Annotated in this window: 22 protein-coding genes; 13 read left to right on the forward strand and 9 right to left on the reverse strand. The window is 71.0% G+C overall.

Annotated features, from left to right (window positions below; translation table 11 throughout):
• Nucleotides 1-98: 98 nt before the first annotated feature.
• A complete protein-coding gene (locus tag ABZ818_RS19580) occupies nt 99-1718 on the reverse strand; it encodes a glycoside hydrolase family 20 protein (RefSeq protein WP_361415919.1) in 1620 nt (539 codons plus the stop codon).
• A gap of 96 nt (nt 1719-1814) precedes the next feature.
• Between ABZ818_RS19580 and ABZ818_RS19585 the strand changes: the two genes are divergently transcribed.
• From ABZ818_RS19585 to ABZ818_RS19605, 5 genes are all read left to right on the forward strand, one after another.
• Nucleotides 1815-2402, forward strand: coding sequence for a 2-oxo-4-hydroxy-4-carboxy-5-ureidoimidazoline decarboxylase (locus tag ABZ818_RS19585; protein WP_361415921.1), 588 nt, complete (start codon nt 1815-1817; stop codon nt 2400-2402).
• A 148-nt stretch (nt 2403-2550) separates the two neighbouring features.
• The gene (sdhC, locus tag ABZ818_RS19590) at nt 2551-2931 is read left to right on the forward strand and encodes a succinate dehydrogenase, cytochrome b556 subunit (RefSeq protein ID WP_100569866.1); all 381 of its coding nucleotides are present in this window, start codon (nt 2551-2553) and stop codon (nt 2929-2931) included.
• A 5-nt stretch (nt 2932-2936) separates the two neighbouring features.
• On the forward strand, nt 2937-3419 hold the full coding sequence (locus ABZ818_RS19595) for a succinate dehydrogenase hydrophobic membrane anchor subunit (RefSeq protein WP_361415923.1): 483 nt from the start codon (nt 2937-2939) through the stop codon (nt 3417-3419).
• A gap of 25 nt (nt 3420-3444) precedes the next feature.
• Nucleotides 3445-5199: a succinate dehydrogenase flavoprotein subunit gene (gene sdhA, locus ABZ818_RS19600; RefSeq protein ID WP_361415925.1), complete on the forward strand. Its 1755-nt coding sequence runs from the start codon at nt 3445-3447 to the stop codon at nt 5197-5199.
• Nucleotides 5199-5960, forward strand: a complete 762-nt coding sequence (locus ABZ818_RS19605) for a succinate dehydrogenase iron-sulfur subunit (RefSeq protein WP_141359142.1) — start codon at nt 5199-5201, stop codon at nt 5958-5960. The genes sdhA and ABZ818_RS19605 overlap by 1 nt, the downstream gene beginning before the upstream one ends.
• Nucleotides 5961-6052: 92 nt before the next feature.
• Here the strand turns inward: ABZ818_RS19605 and ABZ818_RS19610 are convergent, their stop codons facing one another.
• The 3 genes from ABZ818_RS19610 to ABZ818_RS19620 form a co-directional block, all read right to left on the reverse strand.
• Nucleotides 6053-6316, reverse strand: coding sequence for a TM2 domain-containing protein (locus ABZ818_RS19610; protein WP_361415927.1), 264 nt, complete (start codon nt 6314-6316; stop codon nt 6053-6055).
• A 353-nt stretch (nt 6317-6669) separates the two neighbouring features.
• The gene (locus ABZ818_RS19615; protein WP_361415929.1) at nt 6670-7083 is read right to left on the reverse strand and encodes a DUF2752 domain-containing protein; all 414 of its coding nucleotides are present in this window, start codon (nt 7081-7083) and stop codon (nt 6670-6672) included.
• Nucleotides 7076-7501 (reverse strand): TM2 domain-containing protein, encoded by a 426-nt coding sequence (locus ABZ818_RS19620; protein WP_361415931.1) that lies wholly within the window; start codon nt 7499-7501, stop codon nt 7076-7078. Before ABZ818_RS19620 ends, ABZ818_RS19615 begins: the two co-directional genes overlap by 8 nt.
• Before the next feature lie 166 nt (nt 7502-7667).
• Between ABZ818_RS19620 and ABZ818_RS19625 the strand changes: the two genes are divergently transcribed.
• From ABZ818_RS19625 to ABZ818_RS19645, 5 genes are all read left to right on the forward strand, one after another.
• Nucleotides 7668-8075 (forward strand): VOC family protein, encoded by a 408-nt coding sequence (locus ABZ818_RS19625; protein WP_361415933.1) that lies wholly within the window; start codon nt 7668-7670, stop codon nt 8073-8075.
• A gap of 110 nt (nt 8076-8185) precedes the next feature.
• Nucleotides 8186-8593, forward strand: a complete 408-nt coding sequence (locus ABZ818_RS19630) for a hypothetical protein (protein ID WP_361415935.1) — start codon at nt 8186-8188, stop codon at nt 8591-8593.
• A complete protein-coding gene (locus ABZ818_RS19635) occupies nt 8590-9093 on the forward strand; it encodes a DCC1-like thiol-disulfide oxidoreductase family protein (protein ID WP_361415937.1) in 504 nt (167 codons plus the stop codon). Before ABZ818_RS19630 ends, ABZ818_RS19635 begins: the two co-directional genes overlap by 4 nt.
• Before the next feature lie 9 nt (nt 9094-9102).
• The gene (locus ABZ818_RS19640) at nt 9103-9855 is read left to right on the forward strand and encodes a TetR family transcriptional regulator (RefSeq protein WP_361415939.1); all 753 of its coding nucleotides are present in this window, start codon (nt 9103-9105) and stop codon (nt 9853-9855) included.
• A gap of 89 nt (nt 9856-9944) precedes the next feature.
• Nucleotides 9945-10562 (forward strand): Uma2 family endonuclease, encoded by a 618-nt coding sequence (locus tag ABZ818_RS19645; RefSeq protein WP_361415941.1) that lies wholly within the window; start codon nt 9945-9947, stop codon nt 10560-10562.
• On the opposite strand, the gene ABZ818_RS19650 is transcribed toward ABZ818_RS19645, so the two are convergent.
• Nucleotides 10555-12969 carry an MMPL family transporter gene (locus tag ABZ818_RS19650; protein WP_361416020.1) on the reverse strand — a complete coding sequence of 805 codons (2415 nt, stop codon included), beginning with the start codon at nt 12967-12969 and terminating at the stop codon, nt 10555-10557. The two genes, ABZ818_RS19645 and ABZ818_RS19650, sit on opposite strands and share 8 nt — an antisense overlap.
• Nucleotides 12970-13127: 158 nt before the next feature.
• On the opposite strand from ABZ818_RS19650, the gene ABZ818_RS19655 reads away from it, so the two are divergent.
• Together ABZ818_RS19655 and ABZ818_RS19660 are read left to right on the forward strand one after the other, a co-directional pair.
• Nucleotides 13128-13832, forward strand: a complete 705-nt coding sequence (locus tag ABZ818_RS19655) for a response regulator transcription factor (protein WP_361415943.1) — start codon at nt 13128-13130, stop codon at nt 13830-13832.
• Complete coding sequence (locus tag ABZ818_RS19660) at nt 13829-15283, forward strand: HAMP domain-containing sensor histidine kinase (RefSeq protein ID WP_361415945.1); 1455 nt, start codon at nt 13829-13831, stop codon at nt 15281-15283. Before ABZ818_RS19655 ends, ABZ818_RS19660 begins: the two co-directional genes overlap by 4 nt.
• 3 nt (nt 15284-15286) lie before the next feature.
• On the opposite strand, the gene ABZ818_RS19665 is transcribed toward ABZ818_RS19660, so the two are convergent.
• From ABZ818_RS19665 to ABZ818_RS19675, 3 genes are all read right to left on the reverse strand, one after another.
• Nucleotides 15287-16828: an ABC transporter substrate-binding protein gene (locus ABZ818_RS19665; RefSeq protein WP_361415947.1), complete on the reverse strand. Its 1542-nt coding sequence runs from the start codon at nt 16826-16828 to the stop codon at nt 15287-15289.
• A 182-nt stretch (nt 16829-17010) separates the two neighbouring features.
• Complete coding sequence (locus tag ABZ818_RS19670; protein WP_361415949.1) at nt 17011-18465, reverse strand: metallophosphoesterase; 1455 nt, start codon at nt 18463-18465, stop codon at nt 17011-17013.
• Between the two features lie 75 nt (nt 18466-18540).
• Nucleotides 18541-18780 carry an SCO4848 family membrane protein gene (locus ABZ818_RS19675; protein WP_225078982.1) on the reverse strand — a complete coding sequence of 80 codons (240 nt, stop codon included), beginning with the start codon at nt 18778-18780 and terminating at the stop codon, nt 18541-18543.
• A gap of 91 nt (nt 18781-18871) precedes the next feature.
• Between ABZ818_RS19675 and ABZ818_RS19680 the strand changes: the two genes are divergently transcribed.
• Nucleotides 18872-20149 carry a D-alanyl-D-alanine carboxypeptidase gene (locus ABZ818_RS19680; RefSeq protein WP_361415951.1) on the forward strand — a complete coding sequence of 426 codons (1278 nt, stop codon included), beginning with the start codon at nt 18872-18874 and terminating at the stop codon, nt 20147-20149.
• Here the strand turns inward: ABZ818_RS19680 and ABZ818_RS19685 are convergent.
• Nucleotides 20097-21056, reverse strand: a complete 960-nt coding sequence (locus ABZ818_RS19685) for a YihY/virulence factor BrkB family protein (RefSeq protein ID WP_361415953.1) — start codon at nt 21054-21056, stop codon at nt 20097-20099. The two genes, ABZ818_RS19680 and ABZ818_RS19685, sit on opposite strands and share 53 nt — an antisense overlap.
• Nucleotides 21057-21110 lie beyond the last annotated feature (54 nt).

Here is a 21110-nt window from a genome sequence, read left to right on the forward strand (position 1 = left end):
GAGGTGTCGTAGTGGAGCCGGCCCGGCTCCCCCCGGAGCGCGGGCGCGGCACCCGGAACCTACGGCGCCCGCCCTTCGCACGTCCACTCGATTCGGCGTCAACTCAGCTTGTCGGCAAGCCTCTTGAACTCCGCCCAGGACATCGCCGGTTCGCCCGGGTGCCACAGCTTCTGGACGGTCGCCCGCAGCGGCATCCGGATACCGGCCGCGACCTGGTCCTGGGTCTGGGAGTCGGCCAGGTCGCACCACACGGCGAAGGAGCCGCCCAGAATCTGCGCGTCGTACTTGGCGGACACCGGCTCGGTGCCGCGCAGCACGCGCGGGGTCCACTGCTCGTAGATCCGCCGGCCGGTCGGGTAGACGAAGGTCTGCGGCTCGCCGAGGACGTAGTAGAGGAACTCGTCGTTGTAGTTGAGCACCTTGCGGCCGGCGTCGAGGTACTCGAGCGGCTGCCGGGCGCCGTACTCCTTGCCCGTCCAGTAGGCGACCTCGATGTCCCGGGCGGGCGGTACCGACGAACTCCGGAAGAACCCGTCGTTCCAGGCGCGCGGGGCGCGGTCGTGTTCGCGGACGGTGGCCACGCGGTCGTTCAGCCAGCCCGTCGTCAGGTCGGCCACGTTGCCGCCGGAGCCGTAGGCCTTCCGCGCGGCGGCTGCCAGCTGCGGGTAGGACGCCTGGGGGTCGCGCACGGTCAGCGCCTGGTACTCGTCGCCGCCGAGGTGCCAGTGGCCGCCGGGGAAGAGGTCCGTGTACTCGTCGAGCAGGTCGTCGACGATCGCGGCCGACCGGGGTTCGGAGATGTCGATGGCGCCGCGTGTCGCCACGCCCTGCGCGTTGCGCAGCTGCAACTCGGGGTGGGCGGCCATCACGGCGCCGAGGTGGCCGGGCGAGTCGATCTCGGGGACGACGGTGATGTGCCGGCTGGCGGCCAGGTCGACCAACCGTTTGACCTGGGCCTTGGTCAGGTGGTCCGCGGAGACGACCTCCGGGTGCGTGTCGGACTCGATGCGGAAGCCCTGGTCGTCGGAGTAGTGCAGGCCGAGCTCGTTGAACTTCAGGTCGCCGAGTTCCCGTATGCGGTCCTCCAGCCAGTCGGCCGTGTACGGCTTGCGGGCGATGTCCAGCATGAAACCGCGCCGCGGCTTGTCCGGCGCGTCCTCCACGACCCCCTCGGGGGCCGTGCCGCCGCCGTGCACCTCCTGCTTCAGGGTGCGGGTTCCGTAGAAGACCCCCGCGTCGGCCGGACCGCTGATGGTCACCCCGCCGCCGCGCACGGTCATGGTGTACGCCTCGGGGTTGCGGCCCGCGCCCTTGTCCAGCGCCAGCCGCACGTCCCCCGGGCGCGCGTCGCCGCTGCGACCGGAGTAGGTGAGACCGAGTTCACCCGCGATCAGCTTCCCCTCGTCGGCGAGGGAGGCGTCGTCCACCACGACCCGGGAGCCGGACTCCGGGCGCCAGCCGGGGCCGTGGGCGGCGGTGTGGGAGCGCACGGCGGGGATGGTCCGCGGCGCCTGCGACAGCGGGTAGCTGCGGGTGGGGCTGGGACTCCCCGAGCCGGAGGCCCCGCCCGGCGCCGCGTCCGCAGGGGTTCCGTCGCCCCCGAAGGACCACACGGCCAGTCCGATGCCCAGTCCGGCAGCGGTGACGAACCCGCCGACGACGACAGCCCGCGTGCGCGGCGGCTTGCGTGCCGGAGCCCGGCGCCTGTGCTTGCTCACCCGGCCAACCTAACGGCCGATGACCACCGCCCGTGTCCACCGCACGTTCTCAAACTCTCCCGTCCGAGTGAAATTCAAGCACCCGTCGAACACGTCATGAGCACACCCGATAACGTAGCGGCGCATCTCTCACGGATTCCCCTGCCGACACGCTGCCGGCATCCTGCCGACATCCCTGCCGACCTAGGACCCACGCTGCCCGCGCAGAACCTGGAGCGCTTCAACACCGCCCCCGCCCCCAAGGTCCACCGGACCCTCCTGACCTGCCTGCACAGCCCCCGCTGGGCCCACCGTGTCGCCGCCCACCGCCCCTATCCGGACGTGCCGTCCCTCCTGGCGGCGGCGGACGAGGCGACGTACGACCTGGGCCCCGAGGAACTCGCCGGGGCCCTGGCGGAAGAACCCCTGCCGAAGCTGCCCGCCCACACGTACGCGGCCGCCTCCACGGCCCTGAGCGCCGGCTACGCCGCCTACGAGGCCAGATTCGGCCACACCTTCGTCATCTGTCTGGACGGCACCGCTCCGGACGAGGCCCTGGACCGGGTCCTGCCGGCGATCCGGTCACGTCTGGCCAACGACCCCGAGGACGAGCGCGTCGTCGCCCGGGAGGAGCTGCGGAGGCTGGCGAACGGGCGACTTCGGGGCCTTCTGGGCGCAGCCACTGCGCCGTCCGTGCACCTTTGAGGACGAGTTCGATCACACGGGCGGACCCCCCGTAAGGCCCCAGCCAGCTCATCGGTACGATACTGGGGGCCGGTGGACCGTACCCGGCCGGGCCCGACCGACAGTGAAGCCGGCGCGGCCCTAGTCCCCGCTCCCGGAGGGTTCTTCCGTGCCGGCTGGAACGCTGTACCGCGGCCGGGAAGGAATGTGGTCCTGGGTGGCTCACCGAGTCACCGGCGTCCTCATCTTCTTCTTCCTGTTCGTCCATGTGCTGGACACCGCACTCGTGCGTGTGTCTCCGGAGGCCTACGACAAGGTCGTGGCCACCTACAAGACGCCGATCGTCGCCCTGCTCGAATACGGCTTGGTCGCCGCCATCCTCTTCCACGCGCTCAACGGCCTGCGCGTCATCGCCGTCGACTTCTGGGCCAAGGGCGCCCGCTACCAGAAGCAGATGCTGTGGACCGTGGTCGGCGTCTGGGTCCTGCTCATGATCGGGGCGATCTACCCCGTCCTCGGCCATGCCGCTCGTGCAGTATTCGGGAGCTGACGCACATGTCCACCACTGAAACCACCGCTTCCGGCATCGGCCCGGTCGAGGGCGGCTCCGTCTACGGCGTGGACAACCCCGCCCCCCTCATCGAGGCCCCGCGTCAGCGCACCAAGAAGACCCCGAAGTCGACCCGGGGCAACTTCGAGATGTACGGCTGGCTGTTCATGCGCCTGTCCGGCATCGTCCTGGTCGTCCTCGTCCTCGGCCACCTGCTGATCCAGCTCGTCCTGGACGGCGGCGTCTCCAAGATCGGCTTCGCCTTCGTGGCGGGCCGCTGGGCCTCCCCGTGGTGGCAGGTCTGGGACCTCGCCATGCTGTGGCTGGCGATGCTGCACGGCGCCAACGGTCTGCGTACCGTCATCAACGACTACGCGGAGCGGGCCAACACCCGGCTGTGGCTGAAGGCACTGCTGTACACCGCCACGGTGTGGACCATCCTGCTGGGCACGCTGGTGATCTTCACCTTCGACCCGAACATCCGCTAGGCCCCGGGACCGAGGTATTTCACTGATGAAGATCCACAAGTACGACACCGTCATCGTCGGCGCCGGCGGCGCCGGTATGCGGGCCGCCATCGAGGCGACCAAGCGCAGCCGCACCGCGGTCCTGACCAAGCTCTACCCCACCCGCTCCCACACGGGCGCCGCGCAGGGCGGCATGGCCGCCGCGCTGGCCAACGTGGAGGAGGACAACTGGGAGTGGCACACCTTCGACACGGTCAAGGGCGGTGACTACCTGGTCGACCAGGACGCCGCCGAGATCCTGGCGAAGGAGGCCATCGACTCCGTCCTCGACCTGGAGAAGATGGGCCTGCCGTTCAACCGGACGCCGAACGGGACGATCGACCAGCGGCGCTTCGGCGGGCACTCCCGCAACCACGGCGAGGCCCCGGTCCGCCGCTCCTGCTACGCGGCCGACCGCACCGGCCACATGATCCTCCAGACGCTGTACCAGAACTGCGTCAAGGAGGGCGTGGAGTTCTTCAACGAGTTCTACGTCCTGGACCAGCTGATCACCGAGGTCGACGGCGTCAAGAAGTCGGCCGGCGTGGTGGCGTACGAGCTGGCGACCGGCGAGATCCACATCTTCCAGGCGAAGTCCGTGATCTACGCCTCCGGCGGCAACGGCAAGTTCTTCCGGGTGACGTCGAACGCGCACACGCTGACCGGTGACGGCCAGGCCGCCGTGTACCGGCGCGGGCTGCCGCTGGAGGACATGGAGTTCTTCCAGTTCCACCCGACCGGCATCTGGCGCATGGGCATCCTGCTCACCGAGGGCGCCCGCGGCGAGGGCGGCATCCTGCGCAACAAGGACGGCGAGCGCTTCATGGAGAAGTACGCGCCGGTCATGAAGGACCTCGCCTCCCGTGACGTCGTCTCCCGCTCCATCTACACGGAGATCCGCGAGGGCCGCGGCTGCGGTCCCGAGGGCGACCACGTCTACCTGGACCTGACCCACCTGCCGCCGGAGCAGCTGGACGCCAAGCTGCCGGACATCACCGAGTTCGCGCGGACCTACCTGGGCATCGAGCCGTACACCGACCCGATCCCGATCCAGCCGACCGCGCACTACGCGATGGGCGGCATCCCGACCAACGTCCAGGGTGAGGTGCTCGCGGACAACACCACGGTCGTGCCGGGCCTGTACGCGGCCGGCGAGGTCGCCTGCGTCTCCGTGCACGGCGCCAACCGCCTGGGCACCAACTCGCTGCTGGACATCAACGTGTTCGGCAAGCGGGCCGGCATCGCGGCCGCGGAGTACTCGGCGAAGGCCGACTACGTGGAGCTGCCGGAGAACCCCGAGTCGTTCGTGGTCGAGCAGCTCGAGCGGCTGCGGACCTCCACCGGCACCGAGCGGGTGGCGAACATCCGCCGGGAGCTGCAGGACACCATGGACGCCAACGTCATGGTGTTCCGCACCGAGCAGACGATCAAGACGGCCGTCGAGAAGATCGCCGAACTGCGCGAGCGCTACAAGAACGTGGCGATCCAGGACAAGGGCAAGCGGTTCAACACGGACCTGCTGGAGGCCGTCGAGCTGGGCAACCTGCTGGAGCTGGCCGAGGTCATGGCGGTCTCCGCCCTGGCCCGCAAGGAGTCCCGCGGTGGTCACTACCGCGAGGACTACCCCAACCGCGACGACGTCAACTTCATGCGCCACACCATGGCGTACCGCGAGGTCGGCGACGACGGGTCGGAAACCGTCCGTCTCGACTACAAGCCGGTCGTCCAGACCCGCTACCAGCCGATGGAGCGTAAGTACTGATGGCAACCCCCGTTCTGGACAAGGTGGAGGCGGAGTCCGCCGCTTCCCCCTACATCACCGTCACCTTCCGCGTCCGCCGGTTCAACCCGGAGGTCTCGGCCGAGGCGACCTGGGAAGACTTCCAGCTGGAGATCGACCCCAAGGAACGCGTCCTCGATGGCCTGCACAAGATCAAGTGGGACCTCGACGGCACCCTGACCTTCCGTCGCTCCTGCGCGCACGGCATCTGCGGCTCGGACGCCATGCGGATCAACGGCAAGAACCGTCTGGCCTGCAAGACGCTGATCAAGGACATCAACCCCGAGAAGCCGATCACGGTCGAGCCCATCAAGGGCCTCACGGTCCTGAAGGACCTGGTCGTGGACATGGAGCCGTTCTTCCAGGCGTACCGGGACGTCATGCCGTTCCTGGTCACCAAGGAGACGAACGAGCCGACGCGGGAGCGCCTGCAGTCCGCCGAGGACCGCGCCCGCTTCGACGACACGACGAAGTGCATCCTGTGCGCGGCCTGCACCTCGTCCTGCCCGGTCTTCTGGAACGACGGCCAGTACTTCGGCCCGGCGGCCATCGTCAACGCCCACCGGTTCATCTTCGACAGCCGTGACGAGGCCGGTGAGCAGCGCCTGGAGATCCTGAACGACAAGGACGGCGTCTGGCGCTGCCGCACCACCTTCAACTGCACCGACGCCTGCCCGCGCGGCATCGAGGTGACGAAGGCGATCGCGGAGGTGAAGCGGGCGCTGATCACGCGCCGCTTCTGATCTTCCGCCGTACCTGACGCCGAGGGCCCCGTTCCGTCCGGAACGGGGCCCTCGGCGTGCTGTGCCCGGCCGCCGCCGGGTGCGCGGACGGGTCAGCCACGCAGGACGCGACCGTCCTTGTCGGTGCGGTCGTTGCTCGTGAAGAAGAGGATGGCGTCGATCAGGGCCCAGATGCCCAGACCGCCGCAGGTCAGCAGCTGGGCGATGCCCACACCCACGGAACCGACGTAGAAGCGGCCGATGCCCAGGCTTCCGAGGAAGAGCTGGAGGATGCCCGCGACGATCTTCGACTTGTCGGAGTACGGGCGGCCCTGCGGGTCGTAGCCGTAGGGGGCGTCAGGGGTGGGGACAGTCATGACTGGTGCTCCTGGGGAGTGGTGAGAACACCCGGAGTGGGACCCTCCGGGGCCAGGGAGCCCGACTGCCTGCCCGGTCACACGGCATCCGTACGCGATTCCACGCGCGTCGACCGGATGCGGCCGTCCCCCTGCGCGTTGGGAGCATAAAGATCTTGCAGGGCGGCGCGGGAGGGGGTTCGAAGGAACGTTCCCGTTCCGTGATCAAATTCGGCCACATTGGCGGCATTTGGCGCCGCGCCCGGCCCCGACCCGTCCGCCCGCCCGCGCCGGCGCCGTACGCGCTCGTCGGCGCCGTACGCCCTCGCCGACGCCGTTCCGCCTCGTCGGCGCCACACCAACCGCCTCTGTCTCTAGACGACGTTGCGGACCACGGTCCACGCCACGGCCACCAGCAGCACCGCCGCCTGCGCCCGCGGGCTGAGCCGGGGGTGCCAGCGGCGCCCGCGCAGCCCCTCCAGGGCCCACTTGCCGAGCAGCGCCAGCGCGAACGGCGCGGCGAGCAGCAGCATCCTGTTGTCCAGCCAGGCCTGGGTGAGCCGACCGTGCATCAGGTCGTACACCATGCGCGTGCCGCCGCAGGCCGGGCAGAGCAGTCCGGTGACGTACCGGAAGGGGCACTGGGGCAGGACGTGGCCGGGCTGGTGCGGGTCGGTGACGAAGAGGTACCCGGCTCCCGCCACCCCGGCGCACAGCACCGCGAGCGGAGCCGCGGCCGGATGCCGCAGCAGCCGGCCGCGCACCGCGCCGGACACCGCGTCAGCCACGCAGGATCCGGCCCTGCGCGTCGGTGTTGTCGTTGCCGGTCAGCAGCATGATGCCGTCGATCAGGGACCAGATGCCGAACCCTCCGCAGGTGAGGAGCTGGGCGATGCCGATCCCGACGTGGCCCATGTAGAAGCGGCCGATGCCGAGGGTGCCCAGGCTGAGCTGGAGGACACCGGCGACGATCTTCGACTTGTCGGAGTACGGGCGGCCGTAGGGGTCGTAGCCGTAGGGGGCGTTGGGGTCGTACTGCATGCCCGGGGGAGGCGGGTACGCACCGGGAGGCGGGTAGCCACCGGGCGGCGGCGGGTACGCGCCGGGCGGCGGGTAACCACCCGGGGGCGGCGAGTACGCGCCGGGCTGCTGGTTGGGATACCCGTATCCCGGGGCCTGGTTGGGCTGCTGCGGCTGCTCGGACACGTGGCTCCACTCTTCGACTGCCGACGAACTGACGGTCATATTGCAGGAAGAGCGGCCGAAGAGAAACATCGGGGTCCCGCTCGGCGCCCGGCCCGATCGAGTGACCCGGCGCCCGCTGCGCGCTCGGCCTCCCGGACCCGGCGGATCCCGCTCCTAATCTGATGGCATGTCAGATGACGAGTCGTACGAGCTGCTCGGGTTCGACAACGTCCTGCTGCCCGTGGGGAATCTGGGCGAGGCCGTGAGGTTCTACGAGTGGGCCGGGTTCGCGGTGGCGTTCCGTCTGGACGAGGCCGGCATCGCGCTGCTGAAGGTCGGGGGCGAGACGCCGGGGATCCTGCTGCGCGAGGAGGCGTTCGGGCACCGTCCTCCGCCGTGGCCCTCGCCGCGGGTGTGGCTGGAGGTGCCGGACGCACGGGCGGCGGCGCGTGAGCTGACGAAGGCCGGGATCGCCCTGCTCGACGAGCCCTTCGCCGTGGCGACCGGCTGGACCGTCGAGATCGCCGACCCGTGGGGCAACGTCCTGGGCTTCACGGACTACGGCAAGCGGCCGGAGCTGGGGCGCAGGCCCTGAGGCGTCCATCACCACCGGATGCCCCCACCCCCGTATTGAACGCGTTCAAAAACAGGTCTAGAGTCACTCCTGCCAGCGTTTTGAACGCGTTCAAAAGAAGGGGTGGGGGCATGGACCGCACGGTCATCGCCTACGTCATCTATCTGCTCGTCAGCATCGCCCTGACCGTCTGGGTGGCCCGCACGCTCAGCAGGAACGGGCGGATCTTCCTGGCCGACGTGCTGCACGGCGACGACAAGCTCGCCGACGCCGTGAACCACCTGCTGGTGGTCGGCTTCTACCTCGTCAACCTCGGCTTCGTAGCGCTGTACCTGAGCGGCGACCGGAGCATCGACGACACACGCGGCATCTTCGAGGCCCTGTCGACGAAGCTCGGCGTGGTGCTGCTGGTGCTCGGCGTGATGCATCTGGGCAACGTGTACGTGCTGAACCGGATCCGCCGCCGCGGGGTGCTGGAGCGCGAGCAGGTGCCGCCGGTCGCGCCGCAGGACTGGGCCGCCCCCTCGGCCGGGGCGTGAGCGCGGTGCCGGCCGCCGCCGGCCGGGACCGGGACGCCTCCGTGCGCGTCCCGGTCCGCGGGCTGACCGTCCTGTACGACGCCGAGTGCGCGCTGTGTTCGTTCGTGCGCGACTGGCTCGCCGGGCAGCCGCAACTGGTGCCGCTGGAACTCCTCCCGGCCGGCTCCGAGCAGGCCGGGAGGCGTTTTCCGGGCCTCGACCACGGGGCCACCCTGGACGAGGTCACGGTCGTCGGCGACTCGGGCCAGGTCTACCGGGGCGCCGCCGCCTGGATCGTCGTCCTGTGGGCGCTGCGTGAGCACCGGCCGCTCGCCCACCGGCTCAGCACCCCGGCGGGCGCGCGGCTCGCCAGGGGCGCGGTGCTGGCGGCCGCCAAGTGGCGCGGCGGGCGGTGGGGCGGGGGTGCGTACCGGCGCGGGGACGGGTGGTCCTACGACCCGCGCCACGGCTGGACCTACGACCCGCCAGGCTGTGACGGCGGCGCCTGCGCCACTGGCTAGGCTCTGTCCGTGCCCGCGAAGAACGACGACGGCCCCGATGAGGGCGTGCCCGCCAGCAAGTCCGAGCAGACCCGCGCGCTCATCCTGGAGACAGCCATGCGGCTGTTCCAGGAGCGCGGCTACGACAAGACGACCATGCGGGCCATCGCCAAGGAGGCCGGGGTCTCCGTCGGCAACGCCTACTACTACTTCGAGGGCAAGGAACACCTGATCCAGGGCTTCTACGACCGGATCGCCGCCGAGCAGCGGGAGGCGGTCCGGGAGGTCCTGGCCCGGGAGACCGACCTGGAGGCCCGGCTGGCGGGCGTGCTGACGGCGTGGCTGGACATCGCCACGCCGTACCACGAGTTCGCGGTGCAGTTCTTCAAGAACGCCGCCGACCCCGACAGCCCGCTCAGCCCCTTCTCTCCCGAGTCGGAGCACGCGCGCGCGGAGGCCATCGACATCCACAAGGAGGTGCTGCACGGCGCGCGGACCAAGGTCCCGGCGGACCTTCGGGAGGTGCTGCCCGAGCTGATGTGGCTCTCCCAGATGGGGCTCGTCCTGTACTGGATCTTCGACCGCACCGAGGGCCGCGAACGCAGCTACCGGCTGGCCGAGCGGGGCGCCCGGCTCACCGCCCGCGGGGTGTCCCTGGCCCGCTTCCGCGTCCTGCGCCCCCTGGTGCACGAGGTGCACGACCTGTTCACGGACTTCCTCCCGGGTATGACGAGGATGATGCCGAACCCGGCGGGCAGGAGGCGGAACACTGCGACCGAGTGATCACCTTCGGGTGAACGGGCGCGAACGGGACACCGACTCCCGGCCTGCCTACGATGATGCTCTCGACACCAGCCCCTAGGAGGCACGCGATGTCCGCTGCATCCGTCGAGCAGCCCTTCGACGACGACCGGCCGTTCTCGCTCACGGCCATCGCCGACGAGATCATGGAGCGCCATCCGGGCTACCGTGTCGAGATCATCGGAGGCCACCTCCTCGTGACCCCATCACCGGATGCCCCCCACGCCCGCGCCCTGACGAAGCTGATGCGTCCCTTCATCGCCGCAGGACTCGACGACGACGAGACCGAGGTCCTCCAGAGCATCGGGCTCTGGCTGCCCTCCGGCGCCGAGGACTACGCCATCCCCGACCTCGCCGTGGTGGACGCCGACATCGACGAGCACTTCGTCGAGAACAACGCGTACGACCCGGTCTGCTTCCGTCTCGTCCTGGAAGTGACTTCCAGCAACTGGAAGGACGACCTGAAGACCAAGGTCGCCGCCTACGCGGAGGCGAAAGTCCCCGTCTACCTCATCGTCGACCGCAAACACCAGCGTCTTCACGTCCTGGCGGAGCCGGCCGAGGGCAAGTACGAGTACCACCGCCCCCACGCCCCCGGCGAGCTCGTCACCCTGCCCGACTCGATCGGCGCCAAGGTCACCCTCGATGTGACCGAGATCCTCAACGCCGGGCAGAAGAAGGCTACTTGACCGCGTCTACCTCCCCCTCCGCAAGCTCCACGTCGTGGACCAGGGGGCCGTCGGTCACGACGACGTGGCGGGCGCGGGAGCCGTAGGGCGATGCCGTGGCGGCGAGCAGGTAGGTACCCGGGCCCGGTACCGCGACGATGTACGAGCCGTCGGCCAGGGACGTCACCCGGTCCAGTTGCCGGCCGCCCTTGGACAGCAGGGTCACGGCCGCGCCGTGGACGGGCTCGCCCTCCTCGGTGCGGATGAAGCCGTGGACCACCGAAGCGGGGCCCGGCTGCCGCGGGACCGGCGCCTCCTCGGGCTCCTCCTTCGCTTCCACCGCCAGATGCGGCAGGCGGCGCTCCAGCCAGGCCGGCAGCCACCAGTTGGCCCTGCCGAACAGATGCATCGCCGCCGGCACCAGTGCCGTCCGCAGCACGAACGCGTCCAGCGCGACCGCCGCAGCCAGGCCGACACCCGCCATCGCCGCGCCCTGGTTTCCGCTGAGAACGAAGGCGAGGAAGACGCAGACCATGATCAGGGCCGCTGAGTTGATGACCCGGCTGGTCTCGGCGAGGCCCACGCGGACCGCACGCGCGTTGTCCCGGGTGTGCACCCACTCCTCGTGCATCCGGCTCACCAGGAAGACCTGGTAGTCCATCGACAGGCCGAACAGCAGGGACAGCATGATGACCGGCAGGAACGCCTGGATCGGTCCCTCCTTGCCGAGGCCGAGCAGGTCCAGGCCCCAGCCCCACTGGTAGATCGCCACGAGGACGCCGAAGGACGCGGCGGCGGCGACCAGGTTCATCACGGCCGCCGTCAGCGGCACCAGCAGCGAGCGGAAGGCGACCAGCAGGAGCAGGAAGCCCAGGCCGACGATGGTCGCGACGAAGACCGGCAGACGGTCGCCCGTGACGGAGGCGAAGTCCTTCGAGACCGCCGTGACCCCGCCGACGTGCGCCCGCGCCCCCGCCTCGGGGATCACCTCGTCGCGCAGGGTGTCGATGAGCCGGTCCGTCCGCTCGGACTGCGGCGAGGTGGTCGGGACGACCTGGATAACGGTGACGCCGTGCGCGGGCGGCAGCGCGGCCACCCGGGCCACCCCGCGGGTCCCGGCGATGCCCTTGACCAGCCCGGTGGTGTCACTGTCGGTGGAGACCACCTGGAGCGGCCCGTTGAAGCCGGGTCCGAAGCCCTCGGCCAGCAGGTCGTACGCCTTGCGGGTCGTCGTCGAGGCGTCGTCGTTGCCCTGGTCGGTGGCGCCCAGCCGCAGCGACAGCACCGGCAGCGCGAGCAGGACCATGACGACCAGCGCGAGGCCCGCGATCCAGCCGGGACGCCTCTGCACCGTGCCCGACCAGCGTGCCGCGAGCGTGCTCGCCCGCTCGTCCCGGGAGGGCCCCCGGTCCGCGAACCGCCGCCGCTGGCGCCGGCTGAGCACCCGCGGGCCGAGGAATCCGAGCAGCGCCGGCAGCAGGGTGACGGCCGCGAGCACGCTCAGCACCACGGTGAGCGAGGTGCCGATGACCACGCCGTCCAGGAAGCGCAGGTTCGTCACCAGCATCCCGGCGAGCGCGATGCACACCGTGCCGCCCGCGAAGAGCACCGCCCGGCCCGAGGTGTTGAGGGCGACGACCGCCGACTCCTCCGGTTCCAGACCGCGCAGCAGTCCGCGCCGGTGCCGGGTGACGATGAACAGCGCGTAGTCGATGCCCACACCGAGGCCGATCAGCGAGGCGAGCAGCGGGGCGATGTCGGGCACGTCCGTGACATGGCTGATCATCTGGGTGGAGAACAGGCCGATGCCGACGCCGAAGACCGCCACGGCGATCGGCAGGAGCATCGCGAAGAGCGAGCCGAAGGCGAGGAACAGCACGACCGCCGCCGCCGCGAGGCCGACCAGCTCGGCCAGACCCGTGGGCGGCTGCTGGATCCGGGTGATCGCCTGGCCGCCCAACTCCACCCGCAGGCCGTCGCGTTCGGCCGCCTGCGCGGTGTCGACGACGTCCCGCACGAGTTGCTCGGGCACCGCGTTCGCCCGCTCGGTGAACGTGAGCTGCGCGTACGCGATCGTCCCGTCGCGGCTGATCTGCGCCGCGCCCCGGGCGCCCGTGTACGGGCTGCTGACCGCGCCCACCCCCGGCATCCGGCCGATCTCCGCCAGGGCGGGCTCGATCCGGGCGCGCACCGACGCGTCCCGGACCGACCCCTCGTCGACCTTCCACACCACCGTGTCGGTGTCGCCCGCGGCCTTCGGGAACGCCTTCTCCATCAGGTCGTACGCGGTCTTGGAGTCCGTGTCCGGCAGGGAGAAGACGTTCGCGTAGGCCGTGCCCCCTGCGGACGCCCCCACGCCCGCCCCGACCAGTGCCACCACCCACAGCAACAGGACCAGCAGCCGGTGCCGGTAGCACCACCGCGCCAATGTCGTCACGCTCTACGCTCCTTCATCCGGGTCCCCCGGGTCCTGGGACACCAGCATCCGCAGCGGCGGGCGCGGACGGGCACACGCCGCCGCGACTCTCAAGGAACTCCAAAGCACCCGCGGCCCCGCCGCCGGTCCCGCCGCGGATACTGGGGGACATGACCGTCAACGAGGCAGCGCACGAAGGGGCGACGGTCCTCGTCGTCGAGGACGAGGAGTCCATCGCGGACGTCCTCGCGATCGCCCTGCGCTACCACCGCTTCCAGGTGATGACCGCGGGCACGGTCCGCGAGGCGTGCGCGCTCGCCGAACGCACCCGGCCCGACGTGGCCCTGCTCGACGTGATGCTGCCGGACGGGGACGGCCGGGCGCTGGGCCGCGAGCTGCGCACCCGCTGCCCGGACCTGGCGCTGGTCTTCGTCACCGCGCGGGACGCGCCCACGGAGATCGTCGGCGCGCTCGGCTTCGGCGACGACTACATCACCAAGCCGTTCCACATCGACGAGGTCGTCGCCCGCGTACGGGCCGTGCTGCGCCGCACCCGCCCCGCCGACGTCCTCCCGCAGCGCCCGCCGCTGCGCTACGGCGACCTGGAGCTGGACGAGACGACGTACTCCGCGCACCGCGCGGGCCGTGCGGTCGAGCTCACCCCCACCGAGTACGCGCTGCTGCGCTTCCTGGTGCGCAACGGCGGCCGGATCGTGCCCAAGGAGCAACTCCTCAGGCACGTCTGGCAGTACGAGCACACACCGCCCGAGTCGACCGTCGTCGAGACCTACATCAGCTATCTGCGCCGCAAGCTGGACACGCTCGGACCGCCGCTGATCACGACCCGGCGGGGCGTGGGATACGGGCTGGCATGAGGCCGCGCCGACCGCGTCCGCGGCGCCGCCGGCACGGCGTCCACTCCCTGCGCGGCAAGCTGACCCTGGCGAACGTCGGGCTGCTGGCCGTGGGCGTCGTGGTGGCGACCGCCGCGAGCCTGATGGGCATGCGGCACTACCTGCTCGGCCAGATCGACACCCAGCTGATCAAGACCCGTGAGTCCGTGGCGGACTCACGGCTCACCATGCGGCAGATCGACTCGCTGGCCGCGCTGACCCTCATCCGGGACCATTTCGTACAGCCCACCGTCAACACGCCGCGGCCGGAGTCCGTCTTCACCGCCGTCGGCAGTGGCGGTGAGGCCGTGCCCATCGCCGGTTTCGCGCCGACCGGCGCCCAGCGGGCCCTGGCCGCCGCGATCGGCGACCCGCGCGCGCTCGCCGCCGACCCCGCACCGCACGAGGTGACACTGCACGGCGCCACCTACCGGGCGACCTCCGCCCGTCTGACCGACGGCAACTACCTGGTGTTCGCCACCTCCACCGACGCGCTGCACCAGGGCATCGCCAAGGCCCTCAGGCTGGACCTGGGCGTCGGCACGCTGCTGCTGGCGCTGCTCGCCTGCCTGACGATGTTCAGCGTGCGCCGCCGGATGCGGCCGCTGGAGGACATGGTGGAGACCTCCTCGGCCATCGCCGAGGGCGACCTGACCCGGCGTGTGCCCTCCAGTCACCATCCCACCCAGGAGGTGGAGCAGCTGCGCGTCGCGCTGAACTCCATGCTGCACCAGGTGGAGTCGGCGTACCGCACGCGCGAGCGCAGCGCCGCCCAGCTGCGCCGCTTCGTCGCCGACGCCTCGCACGAGCTGCGCACCCCGCTGTCGGCGATACGCGGCTACCTCCAGCTGTACGACAAGGGGATGCTGACCGAGCCGGGCGAGCGCAGGCGCGCCTGGGACCGGATGAACGCCGAGGTGGACCGGATGGGGCGGCTCGTCGACGAACTGCTCACCCTGGCTCGCCTCGACCAGCGGCCTCGGTTGCGGCCGCGGAACGTCGACGTCGTCCGGCTGGTGCGGGACGCCGCCGAGGACCTGCGCGCACAGCAGCCGGAGCGGCCCGTAACGGTCGGCGCCGAGGGCGTCCTCCTCGTGCACGCCGACGAGTCGGGGCTGCGGCAGGTGCTCGGCAACCTGGTGGCCAACGTGCGCGTCCACACGCCCGCCGACGTTCCGGTGCGGCTCACGGCGGAGCGCGCCGACGGTGTCGTACGGCTGTGTGTGCGGGACAAGGGGCCGGGGCTGGCCGAGGAGGACGCGGCGCGTGTCTTCGACCGCTTCTTCCGCGCGGGCGGTGGCGCGGGCAGCGGCCTCGGCATGGCCATCGTCCAGGGGGTGGCCGAAGCACACGGCGGGCAGGTGGCCGTCCACACGCACCCCGGTGAGGGGTTCGCGGTGACGGTCACGCTGCCCGCGCGGGACCGGTCGTAGCGGTCAGATCCAGTCGAGCTTCCAGAGCCGGAAGCTGCCCGTGCCGTCCGACAGGTACTGGCCGCCGCCGACGTCCTCGCTGCTGACCACGTACTCCTTGCGCTGCCACAGCGGGATCAGCGGCACGTCGGTGGCGACGTTCGCCTGGAGGCTGCGGAAGTCCGCGACGATCCGGCCCCGGTCGGCGAACTGCCGGGTGTCCCGGATGAGGTTGTCGACGGCCTTGCTGCTGTAGCCGGTGTTCATGGAGCTGCCGGTGCCGACGAGCGGGGAGCCGAAGGTGTCCGGGTCCGGGTAGTCGGCTACCCAGCCGACCGCGTACGCGTCGAGCTTGCCGCCCGCCCAGAGCTTCTGGAAGGCGGACCACTCGTAGCCCTTGGCGTCGACCTTGAACAGGCCGCTCGCCTCCAGCTGCCGCTTGAGCTCGTCGGCCTCCTCGCCGGCGGCGCCGCGCCCCTTGCCGTAGCCGTAGGTGAACCGCACCGGGACCGACACGCCGGCCTCGGTCAGCAACTCGCGGGCCTTCTCGGTGCTCTGCGCCGGGTAGGCGTCGAAGAACGCCGTGTTGTGGCCCGTGATACCGGCCGGGATCAGCGAGTACAGCGCGTCCACGGTCCCGTCGTACACCGTGCTGGCCAGCTGCTCGCGGTTGATCAGCCAGGCGATGGCCTGCCGGACGCGGACGTCGTGCAGCGGCGAGGAGTCACGGGTGTTGAGGTACAGGTTGCGGGTCTCGGCGCTGTCGGACACGGACACGCGCATCCTGGGGTCGCTCGGGTTGAGTCCGGCGAGGAGCTTCGGGGGCAGGTTGCGCGTGGCGACGTCGACCTGCTTGCCGTCCCAGGCCTTCTCGAGCTCGGCCGGGCTGTCGAAGTAGCGCAGCTCGACCGGCCGCCCGGTGCCGCTGATGACTCCCTTGTAGGAGCCGTTCGGCGCCAGTTCCGCGCTCTTGTCCTTGGCGTACCCCTTGAGCTCGTACGGCCCGGTGCCGTCGACCGCGGTACCGGTGCGCAGCCCGTTGGCCGGGTAGCGGGTGTGGTCGACGATGGCCCCGGCGCCCGTGGCCACCTTCAGCGGGAAGGTGGCGTCCGGGGTCGACAGGTGGAAGGTGACGGCCATGCCGCCGGCCTCCACCGAGCCGAGGGTCGACAGCAGCGAGGCGGGGCCGACGTCGGAGTTGACCTTCTTGATGCGGTCGAAGGAGAACTTCACGTCCTCGGCGGTCATCGTGCGCCCGCTGGGGAACGTGATGTCCTCGCGCAGTTCGCAGCGGTAGGTGCGCAGTCCGCCGCCGACGAAGCCGCAGCTCTTGGCCGCGTCCGGCACGGGTTGGACACCGCCCGGCTCGAAGGCCAGCAGGGACTGGAACACGTTGCTGAACAGTGCCCAGGAGCCCGCGTCGTACGCTCCTGCCGGATCCAGTGACGTGACGGCGTCCGTCGTACCCACGACGATCGCGTTGTTCTTGTCGTCCTTCGACGGCAGCAACTGCCAGCCGCCCACCCCCACGATCGCCAGCACGAGCAGCGTCGTGAGGATCCGCATGCGAACCGATCGCACCCGTACCCTCCCCAGACCCCTTTTGGGCCCTTCTGCATATGCCACACACCTGAGTGGCGCCGTTACCTAATCACACGCTTTTCGCCACGGGGAAGCCGGGTCTGGGGAGAATGCGAAGAAGTTACGAAGACTTGTTGTTCGAGTGCTTCGGGGGTGGTTCCGGGGCGCTAGGCCTGCTTCGAGGCGAGCTGGATGAGGGTGATGTCGGAGGGGGCGCCGACCCTTGTCGGCGGGCCCCACGCGCCCGCGCCGCGGCTGACGTACAACTGGGTGTCGCCGTAGCGCTCCAGGCCCGCGACGGTCGGGTTGGCGGCGGCCGCGAGGAGGCTGCCGGGCCAGAGCTGGCCGCCGTGGGTGTGGCCGGAGAGCTGGAGGTCCACACCGTGCCGGACGGCCTCGTGGATCTGCACCGGCTGGTGGGCGAGCAGCACGCACGCGCGTGCCGTGTCGCGGTCGCCGAGCGCCCGCTCGAAGTCGGGGCCCTGCCCCTCGCTCTCGCCCCGTACGTCGTTGACGCCGGCCAGGTCGAAGGCGGGCAGCTCGGTGCGCGCGTTCTCCAGGGGGTGCAGGCCGAGGCGCCCCACCTCCTCCACCCACTGCTCGGCACCGGAGAAGTACTCGTGGTTGCCCGTGACGAAGTACGCCCCGTGCCGCGCCCGGAGCCCGGCCAGCGGTGCCGCCGCGGGCCCGAGGTCCTTCACGCTGCCGTCCACCAGGTCCCCGACGACGGCGATCAGGTCCGGCTGGGTCGCGTTGACCGTGTCGACGACCTTCTGCGCGAAGCCGCGTCCGAGGACGGGACCGAGGTGGACGTCGCTGACGACGGCGATCCGGAATCCGTGCGCCGCCCGCGGCAGTTTCGCCAGCGGCACGGTGACCCGCTTCACCCGCGGCCCGCGCAGCACCCCGTAGGTCCCGTGGCCGACGGTCCCCAGGGCGACGGCGGCGGCGCCTCCGGCGACCACCCGCGACACGAACAGCCGCCGGCTGGGGAGGTCGCGCGGGGACGGCGACGTGGCGTCCGCGGGCGGAACCGGACGGCCGGGGGCCGGTGGGGCCTCGGGCTCGGCGGGACCGGCGGCCGCCGTCTTCGCCTCGCCCACCGCCAGACGACCGGAACCGGACTGCGTCCCGACGGCGGGGAGCGGCACGCGGTCGGGCACCGGCTCGGCGGCGGAGGGTGACTCATGGACGGAGGGCGGCTCGTGGGCGGCCCCCGGCTCGTCAGCGGTCCACGCCTCGCGGACGGGCGCCTGCGCGACGGGGAGCGGGCCGTCCGGATCGGGGGCGGGCTCCGGAGCGCGAGCGGGCAGGAGACGGCGCAGGACCGGGCGGAGGGGTTCGGTCGCCAGGGTGGCCAGCAACAGGTACAGCGCCAGGGCGAGCCAGAGGAAGCCGGGCCAGGCCAGGGTGCGCTGGAGCCAGAAGGGGGCCCCGGCGCGTTCGGCGACGAGGGCCCCGACGGCCAGGAGCCAGCCGCCCGCGATCAGGACCGCGCCCGCGCGCCGCACCGGACCGGGACCGCGGGTGGTGTCGCGGAACAGGCGGCGCCACAGGTACCAGTTGGCCGCCACCACCCCGGTGACCACGAGCAGCGCCACGAGCACGAAGACGACCACCATGCCGTCTGTTCCTTCCGCCTGTTGCCTGTGCCGGCCTCTGCCCCTGCGAAAGGCCCCGTGGAGCTGTCCGGAACGCTATGACGTCCGGCGCAGTGCCCGCAGTCCGCGCAACCCGATGACCCCGATGACCGTCCCCAATACGAAGGAGACGACGGCGAGCGCCAGGTGCACCCAGAAGTACGCCGTCGGTTGCCCGTGGTCGAACGCGAGACCGCTGCCGTCCTTGACGAGATTCTTGACGAAAGTGACCCAGATGACCCAGCTCCACACCCCGAAGGCGAGCAGGAACCAGGAGACGGGGCGGCTGAGCTTCATACGTTCAGTATCGCTGACCGGGGCCCGGCTCCGCGTCCGGGGTGGGAGGCCGGGAGGGACGTCACTGCCCGCGCCCTGTACGTTTCCGACCGTGCCCGCACCCAATAAGATCATCAGTCGATCGCCGTTGGTCGCTTCTGCCACCGTGCTGTCTGCGCTGTCTGCGTTGTCCGTTCCGCTGACCGCACCCGCCGCTCTCGCAGCACCGGTCCCGTCGGCCGCGCCCCCGGCCCGGATGTCCACGGTGGGCGGCGCCCGCCTGGGACTGCCCGGCACACAGGTCGACCTGGGCGACGGCGCGCCCGTGCTGCCCAAGGACCTCTCCGCGCGCTCCTGGATCGTGGCCGACGCCGAGTCCGGCGCGGTGCTCGCCGCGCACAACGCGCACTGGCGGCTGCCTCCGGCCAGCACGCTGAAGATGCTCTTCGCCGACACCGTGCTGCCGAAGTTCCCCCGAACGCAGACGCACAAGGTGACCCCGGCCGATCTGGCCGATGTGGGCTCCGGGTCCAGCCTGGTCGGCATCAAGGAGAAGGAGACCTACACGGTCCACGACCTGTGGCTGGGCGTCTTCCTGCGCTCCGGCAACGACGCCGTGCACGTGCTGTCCGCGATGAACGGCGGCATAAAACCGACCGTGGACGACATGAACGCGCACGCGCAGGAGCTCCAGGCGCTCGACACGAGCGTGATGAGCCCGGACGGATACGACGCCAAGGGCCAGGTCTCGTCGGCGTACGACCTCACGCTGTTCGCCCGCTCGGGGATGCAGAAGAAGGACTTCCGCGAGTATTGCTCGACCGTGCGGGCGTCGTTCCCGGGCGAGACGAAGAAGAACAAGAAGGGCAAGACCTCCCGCGGCTCCTTCGAGATCCAGAACACCAACCGGCTGCTGAGCGGCGACTACGACGTCTCGGTCTACCAGGGCATAGCGGGCGTGAAGAACGGCAACACCACCCACGCGGGAGCCACCTTCACCGGAGTCGCCGAGCGCGACGGCAGGGTGCTGCTCGTGACCGTGATGAACCCGGAGAAGAAGGACCACAACGAGGTCTACAAGGAGACCGCCAAGCTCTTCGACTGGGGCTTCGCCGCCCTGGACAAGGCGCGCCCGGTGGGCGAACTGGTGCCGCCGAGGAGCGCCGCCGAGGCGAAGAGCCGGCCGGGCGCCAAGCCACCCGCGGGCCGGGCCGACGGCGGCTCGTCCCCCGCGGCCGAGGCGAGCGCGTCCGTCAGGAACGGCTCCACCGGAATGGGGATCGCCCTCGGGGTCGCCGGTGGCGCGCTGGCGCTGCTCGCGGCCGGCGTCTTCCTGGTCAACCGCCGCTGGCCGCTGCCGGACCTGATGCGCCGCCGGACCCGCCCCTGAGATCGACGGCCCGGCCGTCGTCGCCCCCGTCCTCGCCGGGCGCACCGCCCCCCTCGCCCGTACCGCTCTGCGTCGCCGTCCAGGCGGCGCAGTACAGGACCAGCCTGGACGTGAAGTTGATCCACAGCAGCAGGGCGACGGGGACCCCGAAGGCGCCGTACATGCTCTTCGCCGCCACCCCCTGGATGTAGCCGCTCAGCAGCAGCTTCAGCAGCTCGAAGCCGACCGCGCCGAGCAGTGCGGCGACCAGCAGCCGGTGACGTGGCGGCTCGACGCCGGGCAGCAGGGTGAGGACGTACAGCAGCACCAGGAAGTCGGCCAGTACGGCGACCGCGAACGCGATGATCCGCAACAGGAGGCTGCCCCAGCCCTGTTCGGCGAGCCCGATATGCCGGGAGAGATAGCCGACGGCGGCCGAGGCGACGGTGGACACGGCGAGCGTGACCAGCAGCGCGCCACCGAGGCCGATCAGGACACCCGCGTCCTTCACCTTGCTCATCAGCGGGTTCTCCTCCGGGTCCGGCAGTTCCCAGACCGCGCGCAGGCAGTCCCGCATCTGGCCGACCCAGTTGACGCCGGTCAGCAGCAGGGCGGCACCGGCGATGAGCCCGACCGTCCCGGCGTTCTGCACCAGGGCGCTGATGTCCAACTGCCGACCCAGGCCCGGGAACTGCTGGGCGATCTTGTCCTGGAGCGTGTGCTGCCGCTGCGGACTGAGTGTGGCGGCGCCGATCGCGGCGGCCACCGTCAGCAGCGGGAACAGCGCGACGAAGCTGATGAACGTCATGGCGGCGGCCAGTCGCGACCACTTGACCCGGTCCAGACGCTCGTACGACCGCCACGCGTGCGTGGTCATCAGGCGGGCCACCCACGGCCCGACGACGGGAAGCTTCTTCAGCCAGTCCATGATCGGACTGTGCCCGCTCTGCGGCCACGTGAACACCGCGTTTCTGCGTCAAAA

The organism is Streptomyces sp. NPDC047453 (assembly GCF_040643155.1).
Classification (GTDB): domain Bacteria; phylum Actinomycetota; class Actinomycetes; order Streptomycetales; family Streptomycetaceae; genus Streptomyces.

Excerpts from the sequence above, each read along its gene's own strand:
- ABZ818_RS19665 (WP_361415947.1), bottom strand. The coding sequence starts at position 16,828 with ATGCGGATCCTCACGACGCTGCTCGTGCTGGCGATCGTGGGGGTGGGC.
- ABZ818_RS19605 (WP_141359142.1), top strand. The coding sequence starts at position 5,199 with ATGGCAACCCCCGTTCTGGACAAGGTGGAGGCGGAGTCCGCCGCTTCC.
- ABZ818_RS19625 (WP_361415933.1), top strand. The coding sequence starts at position 7,668 with ATGTCAGATGACGAGTCGTACGAGCTGCTCGGGTTCGACAACGTCCTG.
- ABZ818_RS19630 (WP_361415935.1), top strand. The coding sequence starts at position 8,186 with ATGGACCGCACGGTCATCGCCTACGTCATCTATCTGCTCGTCAGCATC.
- ABZ818_RS19645 (WP_361415941.1), top strand. The coding sequence starts at position 9,945 with ATGTCCGCTGCATCCGTCGAGCAGCCCTTCGACGACGACCGGCCGTTC.
- sdhA (WP_361415925.1), top strand. The coding sequence starts at position 3,445 with ATGAAGATCCACAAGTACGACACCGTCATCGTCGGCGCCGGCGGCGCC.
- ABZ818_RS19675 (WP_225078982.1), bottom strand. The coding sequence starts at position 18,780 with ATGAAGCTCAGCCGCCCCGTCTCCTGGTTCCTGCTCGCCTTCGGGGTG.
- ABZ818_RS19595 (WP_361415923.1), top strand. The coding sequence starts at position 2,937 with ATGTCCACCACTGAAACCACCGCTTCCGGCATCGGCCCGGTCGAGGGC.
- ABZ818_RS19655 (WP_361415943.1), top strand. The coding sequence starts at position 13,128 with ATGACCGTCAACGAGGCAGCGCACGAAGGGGCGACGGTCCTCGTCGTC.
- ABZ818_RS19610 (WP_361415927.1), bottom strand. The coding sequence starts at position 6,316 with ATGACTGTCCCCACCCCTGACGCCCCCTACGGCTACGACCCGCAGGGC.
- ABZ818_RS19585 (WP_361415921.1), top strand. The coding sequence starts at position 1,815 with ATGAGCACACCCGATAACGTAGCGGCGCATCTCTCACGGATTCCCCTG.
- ABZ818_RS19685 (WP_361415953.1), bottom strand. The coding sequence starts at position 21,056 with ATGGACTGGCTGAAGAAGCTTCCCGTCGTCGGGCCGTGGGTGGCCCGC.
- ABZ818_RS19670 (WP_361415949.1), bottom strand. The coding sequence starts at position 18,465 with ATGGTGGTCGTCTTCGTGCTCGTGGCGCTGCTCGTGGTCACCGGGGTG.
- ABZ818_RS19660 (WP_361415945.1), top strand. The coding sequence starts at position 13,829 with ATGAGGCCGCGCCGACCGCGTCCGCGGCGCCGCCGGCACGGCGTCCAC.